Origin of the sequence: Candidatus Pelagibacter sp. (assembly GCF_052049995.1) — a bacterium.
Lineage (GTDB): Bacteria > Pseudomonadota > Alphaproteobacteria > Pelagibacterales > Pelagibacteraceae > Pelagibacter.
This window is the reverse complement of record NZ_JBNGYX010000003.1, coordinates 113,826-133,769: the sequence shown is the minus strand read 5'-3', so window position 1 is coordinate 133,769 and position 19,944 is coordinate 113,826. Positions and strand designations below refer to the sequence as shown.

General features: G+C 32.7%; 19 protein-coding genes. 17 read left to right on the top strand and 2 right to left on the bottom strand.

From position 1 onward, the window contains the following. A complete protein-coding gene (locus tag ACTT9Y_RS03985; RefSeq protein WP_440933113.1) occupies positions 1-1,443 on the bottom strand; it encodes an NAD-dependent succinate-semialdehyde dehydrogenase in 1,443 nt (480 codons plus the stop codon). A gap of 92 nt (positions 1,444-1,535) precedes the next feature. Here ACTT9Y_RS03985 and iolD point away from each other — a divergent pair, with 92 nt between their 5' ends. The 9 genes from iolD (at position 1,536) to ACTT9Y_RS03940 (ending at position 10,631) form a co-directional block, all read left to right on the top strand. Beyond that, positions 1,536-3,380: a 3D-(3,5/4)-trihydroxycyclohexane-1,2-dione acylhydrolase (decyclizing) gene (iolD, locus tag ACTT9Y_RS03980; protein WP_440933112.1), complete on the top strand. Its 1,845-nt coding sequence runs from the start codon at positions 1,536-1,538 to the stop codon at positions 3,378-3,380. Between the two features lie 6 nt (positions 3,381-3,386). Beyond that, on the top strand, positions 3,387-4,541 hold the full coding sequence (locus ACTT9Y_RS03975; protein WP_440933111.1) for a Gfo/Idh/MocA family protein: 1,155 nt from the start codon (positions 3,387-3,389) through the stop codon (positions 4,539-4,541). Then, the gene (locus ACTT9Y_RS03970) at positions 4,541-5,563 is read left to right on the top strand and encodes an NAD(P)-dependent oxidoreductase (RefSeq protein WP_440933110.1); all 1,023 of its coding nucleotides are present in this window, start codon (positions 4,541-4,543) and stop codon (positions 5,561-5,563) included. The genes ACTT9Y_RS03975 and ACTT9Y_RS03970 overlap by 1 nt, the downstream gene beginning before the upstream one ends. 22 nt (positions 5,564-5,585) lie before the next feature. Beyond that, positions 5,586-6,335, top strand: a complete 750-nt coding sequence (locus tag ACTT9Y_RS03965; RefSeq protein WP_440933109.1) for an ATP-binding cassette domain-containing protein — start codon at positions 5,586-5,588, stop codon at positions 6,333-6,335. A 2-nt stretch (positions 6,336-6,337) separates the two neighbouring features. Continuing rightward, a complete protein-coding gene (locus tag ACTT9Y_RS03960; RefSeq protein WP_440927515.1) occupies positions 6,338-7,351 on the top strand; it encodes an ABC transporter permease in 1,014 nt (337 codons plus the stop codon). Positions 7,352-7,469: 118 nt separating this feature from the next. Further along, positions 7,470-8,402: a sugar ABC transporter substrate-binding protein gene (locus ACTT9Y_RS03955; protein ID WP_440933108.1), complete on the top strand. Its 933-nt coding sequence runs from the start codon at positions 7,470-7,472 to the stop codon at positions 8,400-8,402. 73 nt (positions 8,403-8,475) lie between these two features. Further along, the gene (locus tag ACTT9Y_RS03950; protein ID WP_440925424.1) at positions 8,476-8,937 is read left to right on the top strand and encodes an RbsD/FucU family protein; all 462 of its coding nucleotides are present in this window, start codon (positions 8,476-8,478) and stop codon (positions 8,935-8,937) included. A gap of 3 nt (positions 8,938-8,940) precedes the next feature. Further along, complete coding sequence (gene rbsK / locus ACTT9Y_RS03945) at positions 8,941-9,855, top strand: ribokinase (RefSeq protein WP_440933107.1); 915 nt, start codon at positions 8,941-8,943, stop codon at positions 9,853-9,855. Positions 9,856-9,869: 14 nt separating this feature from the next. Beyond that, on the top strand, positions 9,870-10,631 hold the full coding sequence (locus tag ACTT9Y_RS03940; protein WP_440933106.1) for an SDR family NAD(P)-dependent oxidoreductase: 762 nt from the start codon (positions 9,870-9,872) through the stop codon (positions 10,629-10,631). Here the strand turns inward: ACTT9Y_RS03940 and ACTT9Y_RS03935 are convergent. Further along, positions 10,628-11,623, bottom strand: coding sequence for a 4-hydroxythreonine-4-phosphate dehydrogenase PdxA (locus ACTT9Y_RS03935; RefSeq protein ID WP_440933105.1), 996 nt, complete (start codon positions 11,621-11,623; stop codon positions 10,628-10,630). The genes ACTT9Y_RS03940 and ACTT9Y_RS03935 overlap by 4 nt on opposite strands. 69 nt (positions 11,624-11,692) lie before the next feature. Between ACTT9Y_RS03935 and ACTT9Y_RS03930 the strand changes: the two genes are divergently transcribed. The 8 genes from ACTT9Y_RS03930 to ACTT9Y_RS03895 all read left to right on the top strand — a co-directional run bounded on the left by ACTT9Y_RS03930 (position 11,693) and on the right by ACTT9Y_RS03895 (position 19,940). Next, entirely contained in the window at positions 11,693-12,667 is a 975-nt protein-coding gene (locus ACTT9Y_RS03930; RefSeq protein ID WP_440933104.1) for a Bug family tripartite tricarboxylate transporter substrate binding protein, read from the top strand. A 23-nt stretch (positions 12,668-12,690) separates the two neighbouring features. Continuing rightward, entirely contained in the window at positions 12,691-13,197 is a 507-nt protein-coding gene (locus tag ACTT9Y_RS03925; protein ID WP_440933103.1) for a tripartite tricarboxylate transporter TctB family protein, read from the top strand. Then, positions 13,198-14,670: a tripartite tricarboxylate transporter permease gene (locus tag ACTT9Y_RS03920; RefSeq protein WP_440933102.1), complete on the top strand. Its 1,473-nt coding sequence runs from the start codon at positions 13,198-13,200 to the stop codon at positions 14,668-14,670. It abuts the gene before it with no gap. Positions 14,671-14,672: 2 nt separating this feature from the next. Further along, entirely contained in the window at positions 14,673-15,422 is a 750-nt protein-coding gene (locus ACTT9Y_RS03915) for an SDR family NAD(P)-dependent oxidoreductase (RefSeq protein WP_440933101.1), read from the top strand. A gap of 2 nt (positions 15,423-15,424) precedes the next feature. Continuing rightward, positions 15,425-16,327 carry an ROK family protein gene (locus ACTT9Y_RS03910; protein ID WP_440933100.1) on the top strand — a complete coding sequence of 301 codons (903 nt, stop codon included), beginning with the start codon at positions 15,425-15,427 and terminating at the stop codon, positions 16,325-16,327. Positions 16,328-16,587: 260 nt separating this feature from the next. Continuing rightward, a complete protein-coding gene (locus tag ACTT9Y_RS03905) occupies positions 16,588-17,493 on the top strand; it encodes a sugar ABC transporter substrate-binding protein (protein WP_440933099.1) in 906 nt (301 codons plus the stop codon). A 72-nt stretch (positions 17,494-17,565) separates the two neighbouring features. Beyond that, the gene (locus ACTT9Y_RS03900) at positions 17,566-19,161 is read left to right on the top strand and encodes an ABC transporter permease (protein ID WP_440933098.1); all 1,596 of its coding nucleotides are present in this window, start codon (positions 17,566-17,568) and stop codon (positions 19,159-19,161) included. After that, positions 19,161-19,940, top strand: a complete 780-nt coding sequence (locus ACTT9Y_RS03895; protein WP_075485963.1) for an ATP-binding cassette domain-containing protein — start codon at positions 19,161-19,163, stop codon at positions 19,938-19,940. The genes ACTT9Y_RS03900 and ACTT9Y_RS03895 overlap by 1 nt, the downstream gene beginning before the upstream one ends. Positions 19,941-19,944 lie beyond the last annotated feature (4 nt).

The window sequence follows — 19,944 nt, the reverse complement described above, 5'->3', positions numbered from 1 at the left end:
CTAGATTTTTAATCCCATGTGAGTGTATTTCACATTTAGATAATCTTTTATCGCACCTGAACCACCTTCACGTCCATAACCAGTTTGTTTTATTCCTCCAAAAGGTGCCTCAGCAATAGCAACAACTCCAGTGTTAACTGCAACACAACCAGACTCTAATTTTTCAGATCCAATGTGAGCTTTATCCATAGAGTTAGTGTATAAATAACTACATAATCCTAAGTCATTATCATTTGCTCTTTCAATTACTTCATCAAAAGTTTTAAAAGTTAAAATTGGTACTAGTGGACCAAAAGGCTCTTCTTTCATGATTGTAAAATTGTCTTTAACATCATCAAAGACTGTTGGTTCATAATAGTATCCTTTGTTGAAACCAGAAGGTCTTTGTCCACCCATTAATACTTTTGCTCCTTCTTTTTTAGTAGTTTCAACTAGTTTTTCTATTTCTTCCAATCTTTTAGCAGTAGTTAAAGGTCCAAGATCTACACCTTCGTCCATACCGTTTCCAATTTTTAATTTTTTTGCCCTTTCAATAAAGGCATTAACAAAATCCTCTTTTCTATTTTCTTGGATATAAAATCTATTAGGTGAAATACAGACCTGGCCGTTATTTCTAAATTTACCAGTTATTGCTATATCAGCTACTTTGTTCATATCCACATCTTCACATACAATAAAAGGTGAGTGTCCGCTAAGCTCCATAGTAACTCTTTGAACTTTATCAGCTGCTTTTTTTAAAATAATTTTTCCAACTCTAGTTGATCCAGTAACTGAAACCTTTTTAATAATATCAGATTCCATTAATTCATTTGATATTTCAGCAGGGTCACCTGACAAAAGACTAACCACGCCATCTGGTACACCAGCTTCTTTACAAATGTTTACTAATTCCATCACAGCACCAGGAGTAATTACGTCTGGCTTACAAATTACAGAACATCCTGCAGCTAACGCAGTAGAAATTTTTCTTGATGCCAAAACTATTGGGAAATTCCAAGGAACTAAAGCTGCAACAACTCCTACAGGTTGATAATAAACATGAACTCTAGTATCTGGAAATCTACTTTGTTGTGTTTGACCATAAATTCTTTTTGTTTCCTCAGCATTCCACTCAAAAATATCAGCACCACCACCAACTTCACCAACCGCTTCAGTTAAAGGTTTTCCAACTTCAAGAGTTAACCATTTTGCAATAACATCTTTTTTTTCTCTCATCATGTCAGCAATTTTTCTAAGTACATAAGCTCTCTGCCATGGTGCAGTGTTTTTCCAAACTTCCAAACCTTTTTCTGCAGACTTTAATGCTTTTTGCACTTCAATAGATGAAGCTTTCGATGCTTTTCCAATCACTTCTTCCGTTGCAGGGTTGATTACATCATAAGTTTCTTTTTTTTCAGCTTGTTGCCATTTACCATCAATGAATTGTCCAAATTTTTCGTACATAGAATTTATTTTTAAGTTTACTTAATTAGGTTTTTTAATTTATAATTAAAATTATATATAAACACTATACATATTAAAAGATAAACATATTTATGAAAAAAATTACCCTCACATGTGCTCATGCAATAGTTAAATATTTAATTGCTCAAAAAATATTAATTAATGGCAAAAAAGAACCTTTATTTCCAGGTGTCTTTGGAATTTTTGGACATGGAAATGTAGCCTGCTTAGGTCAAGCATTAGAGGAAAATCAAAAAGAACTTCCAACATATAGAGGGCATCATGAGCAAAATATGGCTCTTACAGGAATTGGTTATGCGAGAGCAAAAAGAAGACAACAAATTTTTGTAGCGACATCCTCTGTTGGACCTGGAGCAACAAATATGGTTACAGCTGCAGCAGTCGCTATGAGCAATAGATTACCAATTTTATTTTTACCTGGTGACACTTATGCAAATAGAATGCCAGATCCAGTACTGCAACAAGTTGAACAATTTAACAACCCAAGCATTACTGCAAATGATGCTTTCAAACCAGTTACGAGATATTTTGATCGTATCACTAGACCTGAACAAATAATTCAATCATTTCAAATAGCAGTTCAGACAATGTTAGATCCTGCTGATTGTGGTCCTGCTTGTATTTCATTGAGTCAAGATATCCAAGGCCAAACTTTTGATTATCCAGCAGAATTTTTTCAAGAAAAAGTTCACACAATTCGAAGACCAAGACCAGATGAATTTCAAATTAAAGAAGCAGCTGATAAAATTAAATCTTCAAAAAATCCAATAATAATATCTGGAGGTGGAGTATTTTATTCAGATGCAATGGAAGAATTAAGTCAGTTTGCAATTAAACACAACATCCCAGTTACACAAACTGTAATGGGCTACTCAACAATGAAGCGAGACCATTCTCATTTTGCAGGTCAAATTGGAGGCCTGGGAGGAAAAAATACAAATACATTAGCAAAAGAAACTGATCTTGCCATTGCGGTTGGAACAAAACTTGCTGATTTTACAACAGGATCATGGGCAAATTTTGAAAACGAAAATTTCAAATTAGTTTCTATTAATGTATCAAGATATGATGCTAATAAACATTTAGCACAAGCAGTTGTTGGAGATGCAAAAGTTTCATTAACTGAACTTTCTCAAGCCTTAGGTAATTGGAAAGTAGGAGAAGATTGGAATAAAAAATCTCAAATTGAGCTTAAGTCATGGAATGAACATATAGATAAAGAGAGTGCCCCGACTAATCAGGAAGTCCCAAGTTATGTCCAAGCAATTGGTGCGATCTATAGAAATTCTGATCCAACAGATATTGCAGTTACAGCTGCAGGAGGTTTAGTTGGTGAGGTAATTCAAGTTTGGAGACCAAGAGAACTCAATACTCATGAAACAGAATGGGGTTTTAGTTGTATGGGTTATGAAATTTCTGGAGCTTTGGGAATTAAAATGGCAAATCCAGATAAAGAAGTAATTTCTTTTGTAGGAGATGGATCTTATCTATTAAATAATACTGACATTTATTCTTCGGTTATCACTAAAAATAAATTGATTATAATTGTTTGCGATAACGGAGGCTTTGCAGTTATTAATCGATTACAATTATTTAAAGGTGGTAAAGAGTACAACAACTTATTAAAGAGTTCTAATACACCTGGCTTAGTTGATGTAGATTTTGCAAAACATGCGGAAAGTATGGGTGCAAAATCTGAACACGTTACTTCACTTTCAGATCTTGAGGCTGCATTTAAGAGAGCAAAAGCATCTGATGTGACTTATGTTATTTCAATTAAAACTCATGCTTACAAATGGGTTGAAGGTTCATCTTTTTGGGATAGCCCTACACTCGAAGTTCCAACCACTAAAGAGAATGAAGAAGCTTTAAAACTTTATAAAGAAGGAAAAGATAAACAAAGACAAGGCGTATAAACCTTTATGAATAAAATTTTTAAGGTCGGTCTTATTGGCTGTGGTCATATTGCTGAGACATACTTTAGGGGGCAACAATATTTTAATAATTTTAAAATAATTGCATGTGCAGATATTGATCAAAAAGCATCCGATAAATGTGCAAAATTATACAATATTAAATCTAAAACAGTTTCAGAAATTTTAAAAGACAATGAAATAGAAGTTATTTTAAACTTAACAATTCCACAATCTCATTATTCAGTCTCAAAAAAAGTTTTGACTTCAGGTAAACATGTTTATTCAGAAAAACCATTAGCAACTTATTTTGCAAAAGGTAAAGAACTCGTCTCACTAGCAAAAAAAAATAAACTTTATCTTGGAAATGCTCCAGATACATTTTTAGGTGGTGGAATTCAAAAAGCTCGAGAATTAATTGACTCTGATTTGATTGGAGAGATTAAATTGGGTAATGCCATTTTTGCATTTCCAGGAGTAGAGTCTTTTCATCCGAAACCTGAGTCATGGTATAAAAAAGAAGGAGGTCCAGTAATAGATATGGGACCGTACTTTTTTACAACTTTAGTAAATTTACTTGGACCAGCAAAACAAGTGCAAGGAAGAACATTAACAGCTTTTAAAAAAAGAATTTATGGAGCGGGTCCAAAAAAAAATAAATCATTTAAAGTTGAAACTCCTACAACATACTTAGCAACAATCCAATTTCACAGCGGTGCTATAATTCAAGTAACACTATCTTTTGATGTAATTAATCATCAAAGAAATCACATGGAGCTTTATGGCACAAAGGGATCGATTATTGTTCCAGATCCTAATATGTTTGGTGGTTCTGTTTTTATTTCTGTTACAGAAGGTGGAAAATGGGGTGAACATAAAACAGATAAGATGCATTTAGGAAAAATAAACATAACTTCTTCTAGTGGAAGATCAAATGAAGCTGCTACTAATGCGAATTATAGGAGCGTTGGTTTATCTGAAATGTTATATTCTATTCAGAAAAATAAAAAGCACAGGTGTTCAGGTGATTTATCTTTACATGTATTAGATATAATCGAGTCAACCATGAGGGCAGCAAATAGTGGAATTCCTCAAAAAATACAAACAAAATGTGATAGACCAAAAAAATTTACCGAAGAAGAAGTAAAAAAAATTTTAATTTAGTGTCAAAACCAATTGTTATATCTGATCCTTTCCCAAGAACACTGGACCTTATTTTTACGAAAAAAAAATTAATAGAATTGAAAACAAAATATAAGGTTTTAATAGCACCTGATAAAAAAAAAAGACAATTTTATGAAAACTATATTGATAAGGCTACTTTTATTATGGGTCAGCCAGACTTAGATAAAAAAATTTTGTCAAAAGCAAAAAAATTGAAAGCAATAATCAATGTTGAAAGTAATTTTATGAATAATGTTGATTATGTTTATTGTGCTAAAAAGGGAATCCATGTAATTGCAACTTCCCCGGTGTTTTCAAATCCTGTTGCTGAAATTGCATTAGGAATGACACTTTCTCTATTAAGGAATATTCATAATGCTCATTTTGATTTTGTAAAAGGTAAAGAAAAATATGGGTTAGAAAGCAATTTAAAATCATCTTTATTATCAAGAAAAAAAATTGGATTACTGGGTTTTGGTGATTTAGCTAAATCTTTATATCCAATGTTACTTCCATTTACTAAAGATATAAACGTTTATGACCCATGGTTATCAAAGAGTAAAATTAAAAGCTTCGGATTTAAACCTGTTAGTTTAAATCAAATGTTTAAAACATGTGAAATTATCTATGTTTTAGCCGCTGTAACAACTAAGAATAAAAATTTAGTTAATAAAAATTTAATTAACAAAATGAAACCTAACTCACTATTCATATTGATGAGTCGAGCAGCAGTTGTAAATTTTAAAGATTTAATCGATAGAGTTAAAAAGGGAGATATTTATGTAGCTACTGATGTATTTCCTGTGGAACCAGTGAGAAAAAATGACCCAATTAGGAAAGTCAAAAATATTTTGTTTTCAGCACATAGAGCAGGAGCTTTGACAGAGGCCTTTTATAGTATGGGGGATATTGTTTTAAAGGACATGCATCTAATTTCAAAAAATTTAAAACCAAAATTTTGCAAAAAAGCTGAATTGAAAACAGTACGATTATTGGCCTCAAAACCAGTTGCAATTAATTGATATTTTAATAATTTTATAAATTATGTCGGCAACTACCAATCCACTCTTAGAAGCTAAAGGGATAACAAAATATTTTGGAACTATTACTGCACTAGAAAATGTTAACTTAAAAGTTCATGCTGGAGAATGTTTGGGTGTAGTTGGAGATAACGGAGCAGGAAAATCAACTTTAATGAAAGTTTTGTCTGGACTTTATAAACCAAGTGCAGGTTCTTTATTTTTCCAAGGCAAAGAAGAAATATTAGAAAGTCCAAGAGACTCTCAAAATTTAGGTTTAGAAATGGTTTATCAAGATCTTGCTTTAGCAGGTAATTTACCTATTGGTGAAAATATTTTTTTAGGAAGAGAGCCAACAAAAAATTTAGGATTTTTAAAACTATTAGATTTTAGTAAAATTAAAGAGTTAACTAATGCTCATTTAGATAAGTTAAAAATAAATGTTAAAAGTGCCGATCAAAAAGTAGAGGAACTTTCAGGTGGTCAAAGACAAGCTGTGGCAATCGCAAGATCAACAGCCTTTAATGCTAAAGTAGTAATTATGGATGAACCGACTGCAGCATTAGCAATCAAAGAAGTGGGTAAAGTTTTAGATCTTATTAATAGTTTAAAAAAAACAGGTGTTGGAGTAATTGTTATAAGTCATAGAATGGATGATATATTTACAGTATGTGACAGAGTGATGGCTTTATTTCAAGGAACTAATTTTGCAGAAGCCAACCTATCAAGTACATCTAGAGATGAAGTGATTGGGTGGATTATGGGAAAAAAATAAATATGGAAGATAAAGATAAAAAAATTGTAAGTCTTCATTTGAAACTAATGCCATATTTAGAAAAATATGGAATTCTTCTTTTATTAGTAATTATGATTTTGGTTATGCACATTTTGCAACCAGATGTTTTTTTATCTTGGAGAAATGTAACTAACGTTTTTAAACAAATATCTTGGCAGTCAATGTTAGCCTTGGGAGTATTTATGGTAATTGTGACTGCTGGGATAGATCTTTCGGTCGGTTCAATCATGATGTTATCATTAATGATATTGGCTGTTGTTGCTAAAGCTGGAGCGCCTTGGTACATTGTAGTTATTACACCTTTGATTGCAGGGTTTTTATGTGGTCTATTTAATGGCCTAGGTATTACCTTACTTCGCATGCCACATCCTTTTATAATGACTTTAGGTACTCTTTATATATTTAGAGGAACTGGAAACTTAATTTCTGGCGGAACCCCAATAAGTGGTTTTACAGATGAAGTTAGGTACCTCGGTCATGGAAGAATTGATCTTCAATGGTTAGGATTAGAAAAATCGCAATACCTTCCAGTAAGTTTAGTATTAATTGCTATTGTGTATATAATTTTTTGGATTTTTTTAAATCATAGCAAAACTGGAAAATGGATTTATGCAATCGGAGGAAATCCAAATGCTGCTAGAGCATCTGGAATAAATGTTAACAAAATTTTAGTTATAGTTTACTCACTATGTGGATTTCTATCAGGTATTGGTGCTTTAATTTTAGCAGGCAGAACTGACTCAGGTTATCCCAACGCTGGACTTCAATCTGAACTCGATGCGATCGCTGCATGTATAATCGGAGGAGCAAGTTTTTTTGGTGGAAGAGGTACAGTTCTAGGAGTATTTGCAGGTGTAATGATAATGGGAATTCTGAGAAATGGTCTCAATTTGATGGATGTTAGTTCTTTTTGGCAGCAAGTTTTGATAGGTTCCATAATAGTTCTTGCAGTTTATGTAGACGTATTAAGAAGAGATTTGGGAACTAGAAAATAAATTATATATATTTACACGCCTTAGTTGTATTCAAAATTGTCTTAGCACACTTATAAATAGTTGAACTCTTCTGAATTTTTTTATTTAATTTAGTTTTAAATAACAATAGGGGAAATAAATGAAAAACTTAACTAGAAAAATTGTTGTTTTTTTTACAGCAATTTTTTTATCGATCAGTATAGGTTCAGCCTCTTTTGCTGATGGACATGGTAAAAAAATTCTATTCAGTATTAAAGGTCCTGGATCAGGAAATCCTTTTTGGGCATCTGTAACAAAAGGTGCTGAAGAGGAAGCTAAAAAACTAGGCGTTAAATTAATTTTAATTGCACCTCCACAAGAAGGAGATGTTCAGGCACAGATAAATCAAGTAGAGGACCAACTGGCAAAAGGTGTTGATGCTTTAGCGCTCGCACCAGGAGATCCAAATGCTTTTGCTCCGATCGTTGATGATGCGATTAAGAGTGGAGTTCCGGTAGTATTTGTTGATACAAAAGGAATAAATGAAGGAGTAACTTTTATTGGAACAAACAACATGAATGGTGCAGAGTTAGCTGCAAAATTTATATGTGATAAAACTCCTAAAGGTTCAGATGTTGCAATTTTAACTGGTATTGAGTCACAATCTACAGCGTTGTTAAGAAGAGATGGTGCAATAAAAGGTTTTAAAAATTGTGGATTGAACATTGTTGCAACTCAAACTGCTGAGTGGGACACTGCGAAAGGTAGATCTGTAACTGAGTCGATTATTTTAAAAAATCCAAATATTAAAGCAATATTTGCTTCAAATGATAATATGGGCTTAGGTGCTATGCAGGCTCTTAAAGATGCAGACATGAATGATGTTGTTGTAGTAGGATTTGATGCTACTCCAGATGCAGCTACAAGTATCTTAAAAGGAGAAATGACAGCAACAATTGCTCAGTTTTCTTACAACATGGGCGCATATGGAGTAAAATATGCTTTAGAGTTAGCTAATGGTGGAAGTATTGATCCAAACATTGATACAGGAACACAATTAGTAACAAAAGAAAACGCCAACGATTTTAAATAATCGATAGGTATATAATTTAAAAAAAAGGGTGGAATTTAATTCCACCCTTTTTTTTTATGTAATATAATAATTCATGCTTATTAAAATTGATCCAGTATTAAGCCCAGATTTACTTTTTCATCTAAGATCTATGGGTCATGGAGAAAAACTGATATTAGCTGATGCTAATTTTCCAGCATATACTACAAATGAAAAAGTAATAAGATTAGACGGAGTTGGTATAAAAGAAGCAGCCTGTGCCATACTTTCGGTTTTTCCACTAGATAGTTTTATTAATTCAAAAGGAGGATCTCCAGCTTTAAGAATGGAAGTAGATGATAAACCTGAGGAGTTAACTGAAACACATAAAGAATTTATTGAAGTTGTAAAAAAAATCTCAGGAGAAAATTGGAATGTGGGATCAATTTCAAGACAAGAATTTTATCAAGAGGCTAAAAAAGCTTATTGCATCGTTACTACAACAGATGCAAGACCGTTTGGCTGTTTTATACTTACCAAAGGAGTCATTTTACCTGACGGAAACGTTTGGACTTAAAAAATGAAAACCATTTCAGTTTTTGGTGTATTTGTTGCAGATCTCTGTTTTATATCTAATGCGATTCCTGAAAAAGGACAAACTATTCTAGGTTCACAACATATTATTGGACCAGGTGGAAAAGGGTCAAACCAAGCAATTGCAGCAGCTAAACTCAATGGGAGCGTAAATTTTATTTCAAAAATTGGCAAAGACAAAAATGGTGAAATGGCTTTAACTTTATATAAAGAATTGGGTATAAACACTGCCTGTATAATCCAAGACGAAAATCACTCAACTGGAGTTGCGGGAATAATGGTAAATGAAAAAACAGGCGAGAATGCAATAAATATAATACCTGGTGCTGCTGGAACTCTTACCCATAATGATATTGAAAAAAATTTAAATTTAATTACAAAAGCAGAAATATTTTTAACACAACTAGAAACACCTTATGAGGTTACTAGCTATGTATTAAAAAAAGCTAAAGTCAAGGGACTAGCCACAATATTAAATCCAGCACCAGCATGCAAAATTAAAAATGATGATTTTAAATTAATAGATTTTTTTACACCTAATGAAACTGAGGCAGAATTTTATTTAAATAAAAAAATTGAAACAGAAAAAGATATCAAAAATGCTTCAGAAGAATTTTTAAAAAAAGGTATTAAAAACATTGTTATAACATTAGGAGAAAGAGGATGTTATTTTGCAAATAAAAAAGAAAATTTTTTCTTAGAAGCATTCAAACTTAAAGACCCTGTCCTTGATACTACAGGCGCAGGTGATGCTTTCAATGGTGCATTAGCTGTAGGGTTATCAAAAGATTTACAAATTAAAGAAGTGCTTACTTTTGCAAATAAAGTTGCAGCAATTTCAACCACTAAACAAGGTGCAGCGGCTTCAATGCCATCTTTGGAAGATATAAAGAGTTATTAATATTATTTTTAAAAATGAAAACTGAATATTTTGATCTTAAAAATAAAAGAGCCTTAATTTCAGGAGGAGCTTCTGGGATTGGTTCTTCAATTGTTGAACATCTTTGTGAACAAGGAGTGGAAGTGTATTTTTTCGATATTGATAAAAAAGAGGCAAAAAAAACTATTAATAAGATCAAAAAGAAAAAATTTAAAATTCCAAATTTTGTGGAATGTGACATTAAAAATATTAAAAAATATATATTATCAATTTTAAACATTATCAAAAAAAACGGTCCTATTGATATTTTAGTCAACAACGCTTCTAATGACCAAAGGCATAGTTTAGAGAAAATTACAGAAAAATATTGGGATGATAGAATGGCGATTAATTTAAAGCATTATTTGTTTGCAATACAATCAGTTAAAAAAAGCATGATAAAAAACAAAGGTGGATCAATAATAAATTTAGGTTCTGTAAGTTGGGTTAGGGGAGCAGTAATGTTTCCAGCATACAGTATTGCAAAAGCAGGAATTTATGGATTAACAAAATCTTTAGCAAGAGATTTAGGAAAACATAATATAAGAATTAACTCGATTGCACCTGGTTCAATCGCAACAGCTAGACAATCCAAATTGTGGCTTAATCCAAAATTTAAAAAGGAAATATTAAAAAATCAGGCTTTAAAAAAACAATTATTACCTGAAGATGTTTCAAAAATGGTATTATTCTTAGCGTCTGATGTTTCATCAGGATGTACAAAACAAAACTTTACAGTAGACGCAGGATTAATTTAGTTTTTCTTATTTTGCGACATTGATAAAGCAATTTTAAAAGAGTTTAAAATTGGAGCTAGATTAGCTTTATTTTTTCCAGCGATAGCAAATGCTGATCCATGAGCTGTAGTCGTTACTGGTACAGTCAATCCACCTTGAACTGTTACTCCTCTATCAAAGCCAAATGCTTTAAGACCAGATTGAAGTGCATCATGATACATACCAACCATACAATCATGGTTTTTATTTTTGTAGGCTACTACAAAAGATGTATCGCATGGCAATGGACCATCGACATTGTAGCCAAGTTTTTTTGCCTCTTCAATCGCAGGAATGATTTCATCTTTTTCCTCTGTCCCAAACTCTGCGTGTGGATTTAGAGCTTGAATGGCAATTCTAGGGTTTTTTATACCGTTTAACTCCATAACTTCATTTATTAATTTTATAGGCTTCATGATATTTTCTTTAGTAATATGTTGAGCAACTTCTTTAATTGGAATGTGAGATGTTACTCTTGCTGTCCAAAAATTATCTATAACATTAAACTCACAACAAAAACTATTTACTTCAAGTTTTTCAGCCATTAACTGTAATTCATCTGAATGTTTATTGCCACCAAGTTTTAAACTAGTCTTATTCATTGGCGCAAAATTAATTGCATCTATTTTTTTTTCTTTAGCTAGTGTTAAGGCTAAATCTAAAGCTTGTAATACGCTTTCTCCAGATTCTTTTGATGGTTCTGCTAATTTATATTTATGATTTTTTCCTTTAGAAATATCTAACAAAAATTTATTTGCTTTATCAAAATTTACCTCATCAAAATTTTCTACAACATCTATATTATGTGAAATTCCTGTAATACTATTTCCACTTTCAAATACTTGCTTCTCACCAATTATGACAATGTTTGCTTTTTTTGTCATTTCATCATTTAAAAGCTTTGAAATTAATTCTGGCCCAATCCCAGCTGGATCACCAAGTAGAAGAGCAATGTTAGATTTATTTTCAGTCATTTTTTTCTTTACGTCTTGTAGCAGATTATGTTTAAATTATTAAATATAAATTAACTCAAGAGGGAAATAATGAAAAAAAGCTTTAAACTATTTTTAGCAGCTGCTTTTCTAGTAACTGAATTTTTTGTTGTAGCTCTTCCATTAATGATCACATCAGCTAGAGCTGATAGTCATCCAATACAGGCAATTACTCACGCTGGTTTTGGTGGTGGAACTGACGTTACTACTAGAATGATGTTATTGAGAGCAAGAAGAGTCCTTAAGCAAGACATGCAATTAGTAAACAAAAAAGGTGGTGGTGGGGCCGCATCTATGGATTATATGATGTCTTTACCAGCTGATGGAAATCACACTTTAACTTGGACAACAGGTCATGCTGTTTCTATGGCTTTAGGAAAAACTAAAGTCAAGTTAAGTGATATGCAACCACTAGCTAGAGGAACAGACGACCCTCAGTTATTTGTTGTAAATTGTAAAAACGACATCAAAGATGCTAAAAAATTTATTAGTACTCAAAAATCAAAATCACTAAAATATGGAACTACTCATACTGGCGGTATTGATGATGTTAGCGCGATTGCATTTACAAAAAAAGGTGGATTAAAAGATCCAACTATTGTTGCTTACAAAGGTGTTGCTCCAATTAAAACTAACCTTATCAAAGGAGATATTGATGTAGGTGTTTTAAACTTAGGTGAGGCTTTAACTGAAATTAATGAAGGTAAGCTTTGTGTTTCAGTTGTATTAGCAAATAATAGAATGGCAAAAATTGGAGATTCTCCAACAGCAAAAGAATTAGGTATACCTGTTTCTTTATCTACTGTTAGAGGTTTTGTAACTAAAAAAGGTGCTCCAGCAGACAGAGTAAAACAATTAGAAGCTGGAATGATGAAAGCTATGAGCCACAACTATTACAAAAATTTCTTAACTGAAATTGGTCTTGATGATACTAGTGTAGTTGGTGCCGACGAGTGGGGTAAGCAAATGGAAGAAATGCTTACTGAAATGACTGCTCAGCTTAAAGCTTTAGGTTATATTAACTAATCTAATTAAAAGTACATTTGCATATGAAAAATGTACAAAAACAAAAAAGGGCAAACAAAGGTTTGCCCTTTTTTTTTAGAGACGAATTTAAAGTCTCTTTTATAATTATTTTAATATCTGTAGCATTATTAATAACTACATTTACTTTCGATATTGTTCCTCCTATTTTAAATAGAGGAATACAACCAGCAACATTTCCAAAAGCTCTTTTGATTTTAATAATAGTGATGACGTTATTGATATATTATTCTGCAAATAAAAATCCTTGGAAGGTTCAAAACAAATTACCAAAATCATTCTTTTTAACACTTCTAAGTTTTTTGATTTTCGTTGTTATTTCAAAAACTTTGGATTTCTTTTTGGCAATTTCAGCTTTATCTGTTTTTGTTTCCTATTATTGGGGGGAGAAAAGAATAATTTATTTATTACTTGTTGGAATTATTTTTCCAGTTATCGTATTTGTTTTTTTTGAAACAATTCTGGGATTAAGATTTCCACCTGGAATTATAACCAATATTTATTATAGCTAGATGGACAATTTAATATTAATGATGTCTCCTTTGCTTAGCTCAAAGCTATTGTTAGTTTTATTTTTTGGAACTTTGTTTGGTTTAATATTAGGTGTTCTACCTGGTTTAGGACCAACGACTGGTGGTGCATTAATTTTACCTTTTACAATGACGCTCGACCCATTATCAGCAATTGTATTGTTAACCTCAATTTATTGTGCAGGTACATATGGAGGTGCAATTACTGCAGTTCTGATTAATACACCTGGAACCCCAGCTGCTGCAGCAACTTGTTTAGACGGTTACCCTTTAGCACAAAAGGGAGAGGCTGGAAGAGCTTTAGGTATGGCTACTGTTTCTAGTGCAGTAGGGGGTACATTTAGTGTTATTATTCTTGTCTTTTTCGCACCTATTTTAGCTCAACTTGCTTATGAATTTGGTCAACCAGAATATTTTGCATTAGCTATTTTTGGTTTAACGATGCTTGCATCAATAGGAGAGGGAAGTCCAATTAAGAATTTAATTGCAGGTGCATTTGGAATTTTAATTTCAACTGTTGGCAAAGATTTTATGACTTCAATTGATCGATTTACTTTTGGAATCAATGAATTAACTGAAGGGATTGGTTTTATTCCTGTTGTTGTTGGTTTATTTGCAATGAGCGAGATGTTAACTCAATCAACTTTAATTAACCAAGTATTTAATAGAATAGCTTTAAAAGCCATAAAACTTCCAAGTAAAGATGATTATAAAAAAACCTGGAAAACAATTTTAAGATCCAGTGGTATTGGTTCATTTATTGGAGTGTTACCTGCTGAAGGCGGAACAGTTGCCTCTTTAATTGGATATTCAGAAGCAAAAAGGTTTTCGAAAAAACCTGAAGAGTTTGGAAAAGGTTCTATAGAGGGTATTGCGGGTGCAGAGGCAGCAAATAATGCAGCAACAGGAGGTGCGATGGTTCCAACACTTGCACTTGGAATTCCTGGTAGTGCAACAACAGCTGTTATCCTAACTGGATTAATTATACATGGGGTTAGACCTGGACCTGATTTATTTAGAGAACAGCCTGATTTTTTATATGGAATCTTTGGAGCAATGTTAATTGCTAATGTTTTGTTTTTTATATTTGGGTTCTTTGGAGCAAAAATTTTTGCAAGAATAACACTAGTGCCAAATAAGATTTTATGGCCAATGATTTTTGCAGTTTCAGTTTGTGGAACCTATTCATTAAACCAATCTATAATAGATGTTTGGATAATGTTATTTTTTGGTGTTCTAGGTTTCTTTATGAGAAGATATGGTTTCTCAGTTGTGCCAGTTATTATCGGATTGATTTTAGGTGAGTTAGTTGAGGGTACTTTAAGACAATCTCTGGTTATATTTGGTGGAAATTGGTTAATGTTTTTCACAAGACCAATAGCTTTAACGTTCTTTATTTTGTCTTTAATTGCCTTAGCTTTTCCTTTAATAAGATCAAAAAAATTTAAAAAATAAAGATGATTAAATATGATTTAAAAAATAGAGTAGCAATTGTAACAGGTGGAGCTCAAGGATTTGGTTTAGCTATCACTGAAAGATTTATTGAGTCTGGAGCTAAAGTAGTAATTTGGGATATTGACGAAGGTGAAGCCAAAAAAGCTTTAGAAAAAGTAAATTCTGAAAACTTAACTTATCAAATAGTTGATGTGAGCAATTATGAAGCAATAAATTCAAAATTATCTGAAGTTGAAAAATCACATGATAAGATTGATATCTTTATTAACAATGCGGGTGTGGCTGGAATGAACACTACAGTTGCAGAATATCCAATAGAAGAGTGGAATAAGGTAATTAACTTAAATTTAAATGCAGTTTTTTACTGTTGCAAAGCAGTTGTTCCATTTATGGCTAAGAATGATTATGGAAGAATTGTAAATATTGCGTCTATAGCAGGTAAAGAAGGAAACCCAAACGCAAGCGCTTACAGTACATCTAAGGCAGGTGTTATAGGTTTAACAAAATCTCTAGGTAAAGAGCTTGCGCAAAAAAATATAGCAGTAAATTGTGTAACACCAGCAGCAGCAAAGACCAGGATATTTGATCAAATGACAGAAGAACATATAAATTATATGTTATCAAAAATTCCTAGAAATAAATTTGCAAAAGTAGAAGAATTAGCATCATTAGTAACATGGTTAGCCAGCGAAGAAAATTCATTTTCAACTGCAGCAGTTTTTGATTTAAGTGGTGGAAGAGCCACATATTAGTTATGCAAGTAGGTATTGATGTTGGTGCAACCAAAATAGAGAGTGTTGTTCTTGAAGAAAATGGGAACGAAAAACACAGATCAAGAATATCGTGTCCAAAGGAGTATACCCAAATTATAACTGCTATAAGAGATATTCATAGACAATTAGAACAAGAGTTTAAACAAGAACTTCCAATTGGAGTTTGTCATCCAGGAGTTCATTCTCCTCAAACTGGATTAGTAAAAAATGCCCCAAATATATCCTGGTTAGAAAAAAAACCATTTCAAAGTGATCTACGTAAAGCACTTGGAAAAGAAGTATTTTGTGAAAATGATGCAAATTGTTTTTCTTTATCAGAAGCAATAGATGGATCAGGCAAACATTACAAAATTGTTTATGGAATTATATTAGGTTCAGGAGTTGGAGGTGGTTTAGTAATAGACAAAAAAATTATTACTGGCTCAAATGGAGTAGCAGGAGAATGGGGACATAACCAAATTCCATATTTTGCCGCTAAGAAAGAAAATTTTGACTCAAGCAATGCTAGGGAAGCAGAGATTGAAAGTTTTTTATCTGGTTTAAGTTTAGCAAAAAGATTTAAGAAACTTTATGGAAAAAATTTAAAAACAAATGAAATTTTTGAATTGAACAGAAAACATGATTTAGATGCCGAAAGATTTATTGATGATTTTAAAGTGAATTTAGCAATGTCACTTTCAAGTATAATAAATATTTTAGATCCTGATGCTTTTATTTTTGGAGGTGGAGTTTCGAATGAAATTGATTTTTTACATGAAATAGATTCGTTAGTCAGAAAATTTGTTATTGGCAGAGAATACGAAGGTGTTTTTTTAAAACCTAAATACGGAGATGCTAGTGGCGTTAGAGGTGCCGCGAGATTAGGAAGAAGTGCGACGTATTAGAAAATTCAATTAATAATTTAATAAAAAAAAATTAAATTTTTCTAAAAATTTAAAAAATATATTAAAAATTATAAAAAATTATTATCAACTAAGGGTTGAATTTATTTTAATTTTACCAAATTAGAATTAGATATAGAAATTATATATAAATTGTTATTAATTTTATTTTTTACTTTACTACTTATGTTTGAATGTGTTTATATTCCGACTTAATAATTAATATATATATATTAACTAAACTAACTAATAAGAGGGAAATAATGAAAAAACTTATACTTTCGATTGCAGCTCTTGCATTATTTGCAACTTCTGCGTTCGCTGAAAGATACGTAATGATTACTCATGGTGAAGGTAAAGATCCTTTTTGGCCGGTAGTTCAAAAAGGTGGTGAAGATGCAGCTAGAGCAATCGGTGCTGACTTTGAATACATCTACAACCCTTCTGCTGATATGGCTGATATGGCAAGCTCAATTCAAGCTGCTGCAGCTACTCAACCAGACGGAATGGTAATTTCTTTGCCAGACCCAGATGCATTAGGCCCAGCTATTAAAGCTGCTGTTGCTGCTGGTGTTCCAGTAATTACAATGAATTCTGGTTTAGAGTCTTCTGCTAGCCTAGGTGCTTTAATGCACGTTGGTCAGCCTGAATTACTTGCTGGACAAAAAGCTGGTGAAAGAGCAAAATCTGAAGGTGCTACTAAAGCACTTTGTATGATTCAAGAAGCATACAACACAGCTCTTGTAGACAGATGTGAAGGTTACGGTGCAGCTGTTCCTATGCAAATGACTGATACTACATCTGACCCTGCAACTATTCAAACTAGAGCAACTGCTGCTTTACAAGCTAACAGTGATATCGATGCGATCCTTTCAGTAGGACCACACGTATGTGAAGCTGTTGATAAAGCTTTAGTTGATCTTGGTATGACAGTACACCACTCTTGCTTCGACTTGAGTCCTGCAGTTATGGACTTAATCGGATCTGGAAGAGTTTCTTTCACTATCGATCAACAACAAAGATTACAAGGTTATATGCCAGTTATCGTATTACACTTGTACAATAACAGTGCTGGACTTTTACCAGGAGCTAACATCCCTTCAGGACCTGGCTTCGTTGACAAGTCTAACGCTTCTTCAGTTGCTGCTTTAGCAGGTATTGATAGATAGTCTGTAATAATTTAAAGGGTCGATTATTCAATCGGCCCTTTTTTTTTAACACAATTAATAAGTCTTTTATAAATGAATACATCAACAACAAAAAAACCAAGACAAGAGTCAGACCGACAAGGTGAAAAAAAATGGTACTCTGCATTTACGTCTCGTCCAGAGGTTGGACCTTTTGGAGTGATGATTTTACTTTTTTGTATGTTGGGATACTTTTCAATTCCTGAAGGACAATTTTCTCTTAATCCTTTTTCTGGTGAAGGATTTAACGCTTTAGGAATTAGAAATAATTTTAGGGTTATTGCACAATTAGGGATCGTTGCACTTGCTGCTGGAATGTTAATTATAGCAGGTGAATTTGATCTTTCTGTTGGTTCAATGATTGGTTTTGCTGGCGGTTGTATGGCAATGATACTAAAATGGGGTTTTGCTGTTGTTATTCCTTACATATCTTTTGAAGGAGGTTTTCATTTTGAAGGATACACATTATTTAAAATTAAAGATGTTTCACCACTACTAGCAATATTAATTACACTATGTATGACGCTATCTTTTGGATGGATACAAGGATGGATAATAGTTAAAAGTGGTATAGCATCTTTCATTGTAACGCTAGGTGGACTTTTCTTTTTACGAGGTTTAACAGAAGTTTCGTATAGAGCATTTAACAGAGCTCCTGATCAAACTGCTGGATCAACAACTGTTACAGATTTACCAGATATTAAAAACATTATAAATGTTCCAGGTCATGGAGAAATGGAAAGAGATGCGGCTAAAGCTTTACCAAATGACCAATTATTAGAAATTCTTAGCACTGTACCAGCGAGCACGGTAGCAAAATTAACTGAACGACTAACATATATAAACGAAAAAGTTGCAGCTTACAAAACCGAAGCAAATGCTGAAAAAATGATTTCAACTTTAGAAAAATCATTAGCTGGAGCAAAAAAATCTGGCAATGATTCAATGGTCGAAATTTTGACAAAGAAAATAGAAGCTGGAGTTAATGTTCCTGATGTTGCTGCAAAAGCGGTTACTGATATTGATATAGCAAGAGCTTACATAGATACAATAGTTACTGCAAGACCGGTTGCTAATTTTTTTGGAGGCGACATTATGGAGCCAGTATTTAATTGGTTATATTATACGGTAGATTGGAATGTAAATAACTATGGGAATATTTTTGCTAAAGGAATGTATTCTGCATTAATGATTTGGGGACTTATAGCGTTTATTTGTTATTTAATTTTGAGTAAAACTCAAGCAGGTAATTGGATTTATTCAACTGGTGGAAATCTTAGTGCTGCAAAAGCTAACGGTGTGCCAACTAATAAAGTTAAGATTTCATTATTTATGTTTACTGCGTTCTGCGCAACTATGTTTGCTGCGTGCCAGGTATTTGAAGTTAATACTGCGGATACAGCAAAAGGTAATTTAAAAGAATTAGAAGCAATTGCTGCAGCGGTTATAGGTGGTGTTGTGCTGACAGGAGGTTTTGGAACAATAGGTGGAATAATCCTCGGAACAATTATTTTTGGAATTGCAAAAGAAGCCTTCTTTTATATTCCAGGAATTGATGGATCGTTCTACAGGGTTTTCCTTGGAGCAGTTCTTGTTACTGCTGCCTTAACAAATGAGAATATCAGAAAACGAATTATGGGAAATATCTAATGGATAAAAAACCATTAATTGAAATAAAGAATTTAGTAAAAAAATTTGGAACTTTTACCGCTTTAAATGGTGTTTCATTAGATGTTTATCCGGGCGAAGTTCACGCGCTTTTAGGTGACAATGGTGCTGGAAAGTCAACTTTGATCAAAGTATTATCTGGGGTTCATCCAATGACAAGTGGAGAAATAAAAGTAGATGGAGAAATTGTTAACTTTACTACACCACGTCAAGCATCTGATGCAGGTATTGGAACAGTTTATCAAGATTTGGCACTCAATGCTTTAACTTCAGTAACAAGGAATTTTTTTCTTGGACGTGAATTAATAAAAGGACCTAGCGGATTTGGTTTAATGCAAATGGATGAGATGGATAGAATAACAACAGAGGAAATGTCTAAAATTGGAATTAATATTGCAAACCCTAATCAGCCAGTTGGAACAATGTCAGGTGGACAAAGACAAACTTTGGCTATTGCAAGAGCAATTTACTTTGGTGCAAAGATACTAATATTAGATGAGCCTACTTCAGCATTAGGTCAAAAGCAGCAAATGGAAGTTTTAAAAACAATTAAAAAAGTGCAAAGTTTAGGAAATATTGCAATCATACTTATTACACACAATGAAATTCATGCGCGTCTTATAGCTGATCGATATACTTTCTTAAGTTTAGGAGAGGTAATTGGTTCAGGATTGTCTTCAGAACTTGGTAATGAAGATGTGAAAAGATTGATGGCAGGTGGTGCTAAAATTGGCGATCTAGCTAAAGAATTAGAGTTATAATTAT

What these genes read in the sequence shown, in the direction of transcription:
- ACTT9Y_RS03985 (WP_440933113.1), bottom strand. Translation starts at nt 1,443, where the DNA reads ATGTACGAAAAATTTGGACAATTCATTGATGGTAAATGGCAACAAGCT.
- iolD (WP_440933112.1), top strand. Translation starts at nt 1,536, where the DNA reads ATGAAAAAAATTACCCTCACATGTGCTCATGCAATAGTTAAATATTTA.
- ACTT9Y_RS03975 (WP_440933111.1), top strand. Translation starts at nt 3,387, where the DNA reads ATGAATAAAATTTTTAAGGTCGGTCTTATTGGCTGTGGTCATATTGCT.
- ACTT9Y_RS03965 (WP_440933109.1), top strand. Translation starts at nt 5,586, where the DNA reads ATGTCGGCAACTACCAATCCACTCTTAGAAGCTAAAGGGATAACAAAA.
- ACTT9Y_RS03960 (WP_440927515.1), top strand. Translation starts at nt 6,338, where the DNA reads ATGGAAGATAAAGATAAAAAAATTGTAAGTCTTCATTTGAAACTAATG.
- ACTT9Y_RS03955 (WP_440933108.1), top strand. Translation starts at nt 7,470, where the DNA reads ATGAAAAACTTAACTAGAAAAATTGTTGTTTTTTTTACAGCAATTTTT.
- ACTT9Y_RS03950 (WP_440925424.1), top strand. Translation starts at nt 8,476, where the DNA reads ATGCTTATTAAAATTGATCCAGTATTAAGCCCAGATTTACTTTTTCAT.
- rbsK (WP_440933107.1), top strand. Translation starts at nt 8,941, where the DNA reads ATGAAAACCATTTCAGTTTTTGGTGTATTTGTTGCAGATCTCTGTTTT.
- ACTT9Y_RS03940 (WP_440933106.1), top strand. Translation starts at nt 9,870, where the DNA reads ATGAAAACTGAATATTTTGATCTTAAAAATAAAAGAGCCTTAATTTCA.
- ACTT9Y_RS03935 (WP_440933105.1), bottom strand. Translation starts at nt 11,623, where the DNA reads ATGACTGAAAATAAATCTAACATTGCTCTTCTACTTGGTGATCCAGCT.
- ACTT9Y_RS03930 (WP_440933104.1), top strand. Translation starts at nt 11,693, where the DNA reads ATGAAAAAAAGCTTTAAACTATTTTTAGCAGCTGCTTTTCTAGTAACT.
- ACTT9Y_RS03925 (WP_440933103.1), top strand. Translation starts at nt 12,691, where the DNA reads ATGAAAAATGTACAAAAACAAAAAAGGGCAAACAAAGGTTTGCCCTTT.
- ACTT9Y_RS03920 (WP_440933102.1), top strand. Translation starts at nt 13,198, where the DNA reads ATGGACAATTTAATATTAATGATGTCTCCTTTGCTTAGCTCAAAGCTA.
- ACTT9Y_RS03915 (WP_440933101.1), top strand. Translation starts at nt 14,673, where the DNA reads ATGATTAAATATGATTTAAAAAATAGAGTAGCAATTGTAACAGGTGGA.
- ACTT9Y_RS03910 (WP_440933100.1), top strand. Translation starts at nt 15,425, where the DNA reads ATGCAAGTAGGTATTGATGTTGGTGCAACCAAAATAGAGAGTGTTGTT.
- ACTT9Y_RS03905 (WP_440933099.1), top strand. Translation starts at nt 16,588, where the DNA reads ATGAAAAAACTTATACTTTCGATTGCAGCTCTTGCATTATTTGCAACT.
- ACTT9Y_RS03900 (WP_440933098.1), top strand. Translation starts at nt 17,566, where the DNA reads ATGAATACATCAACAACAAAAAAACCAAGACAAGAGTCAGACCGACAA.
- ACTT9Y_RS03895 (WP_075485963.1), top strand. Translation starts at nt 19,161, where the DNA reads ATGGATAAAAAACCATTAATTGAAATAAAGAATTTAGTAAAAAAATTT.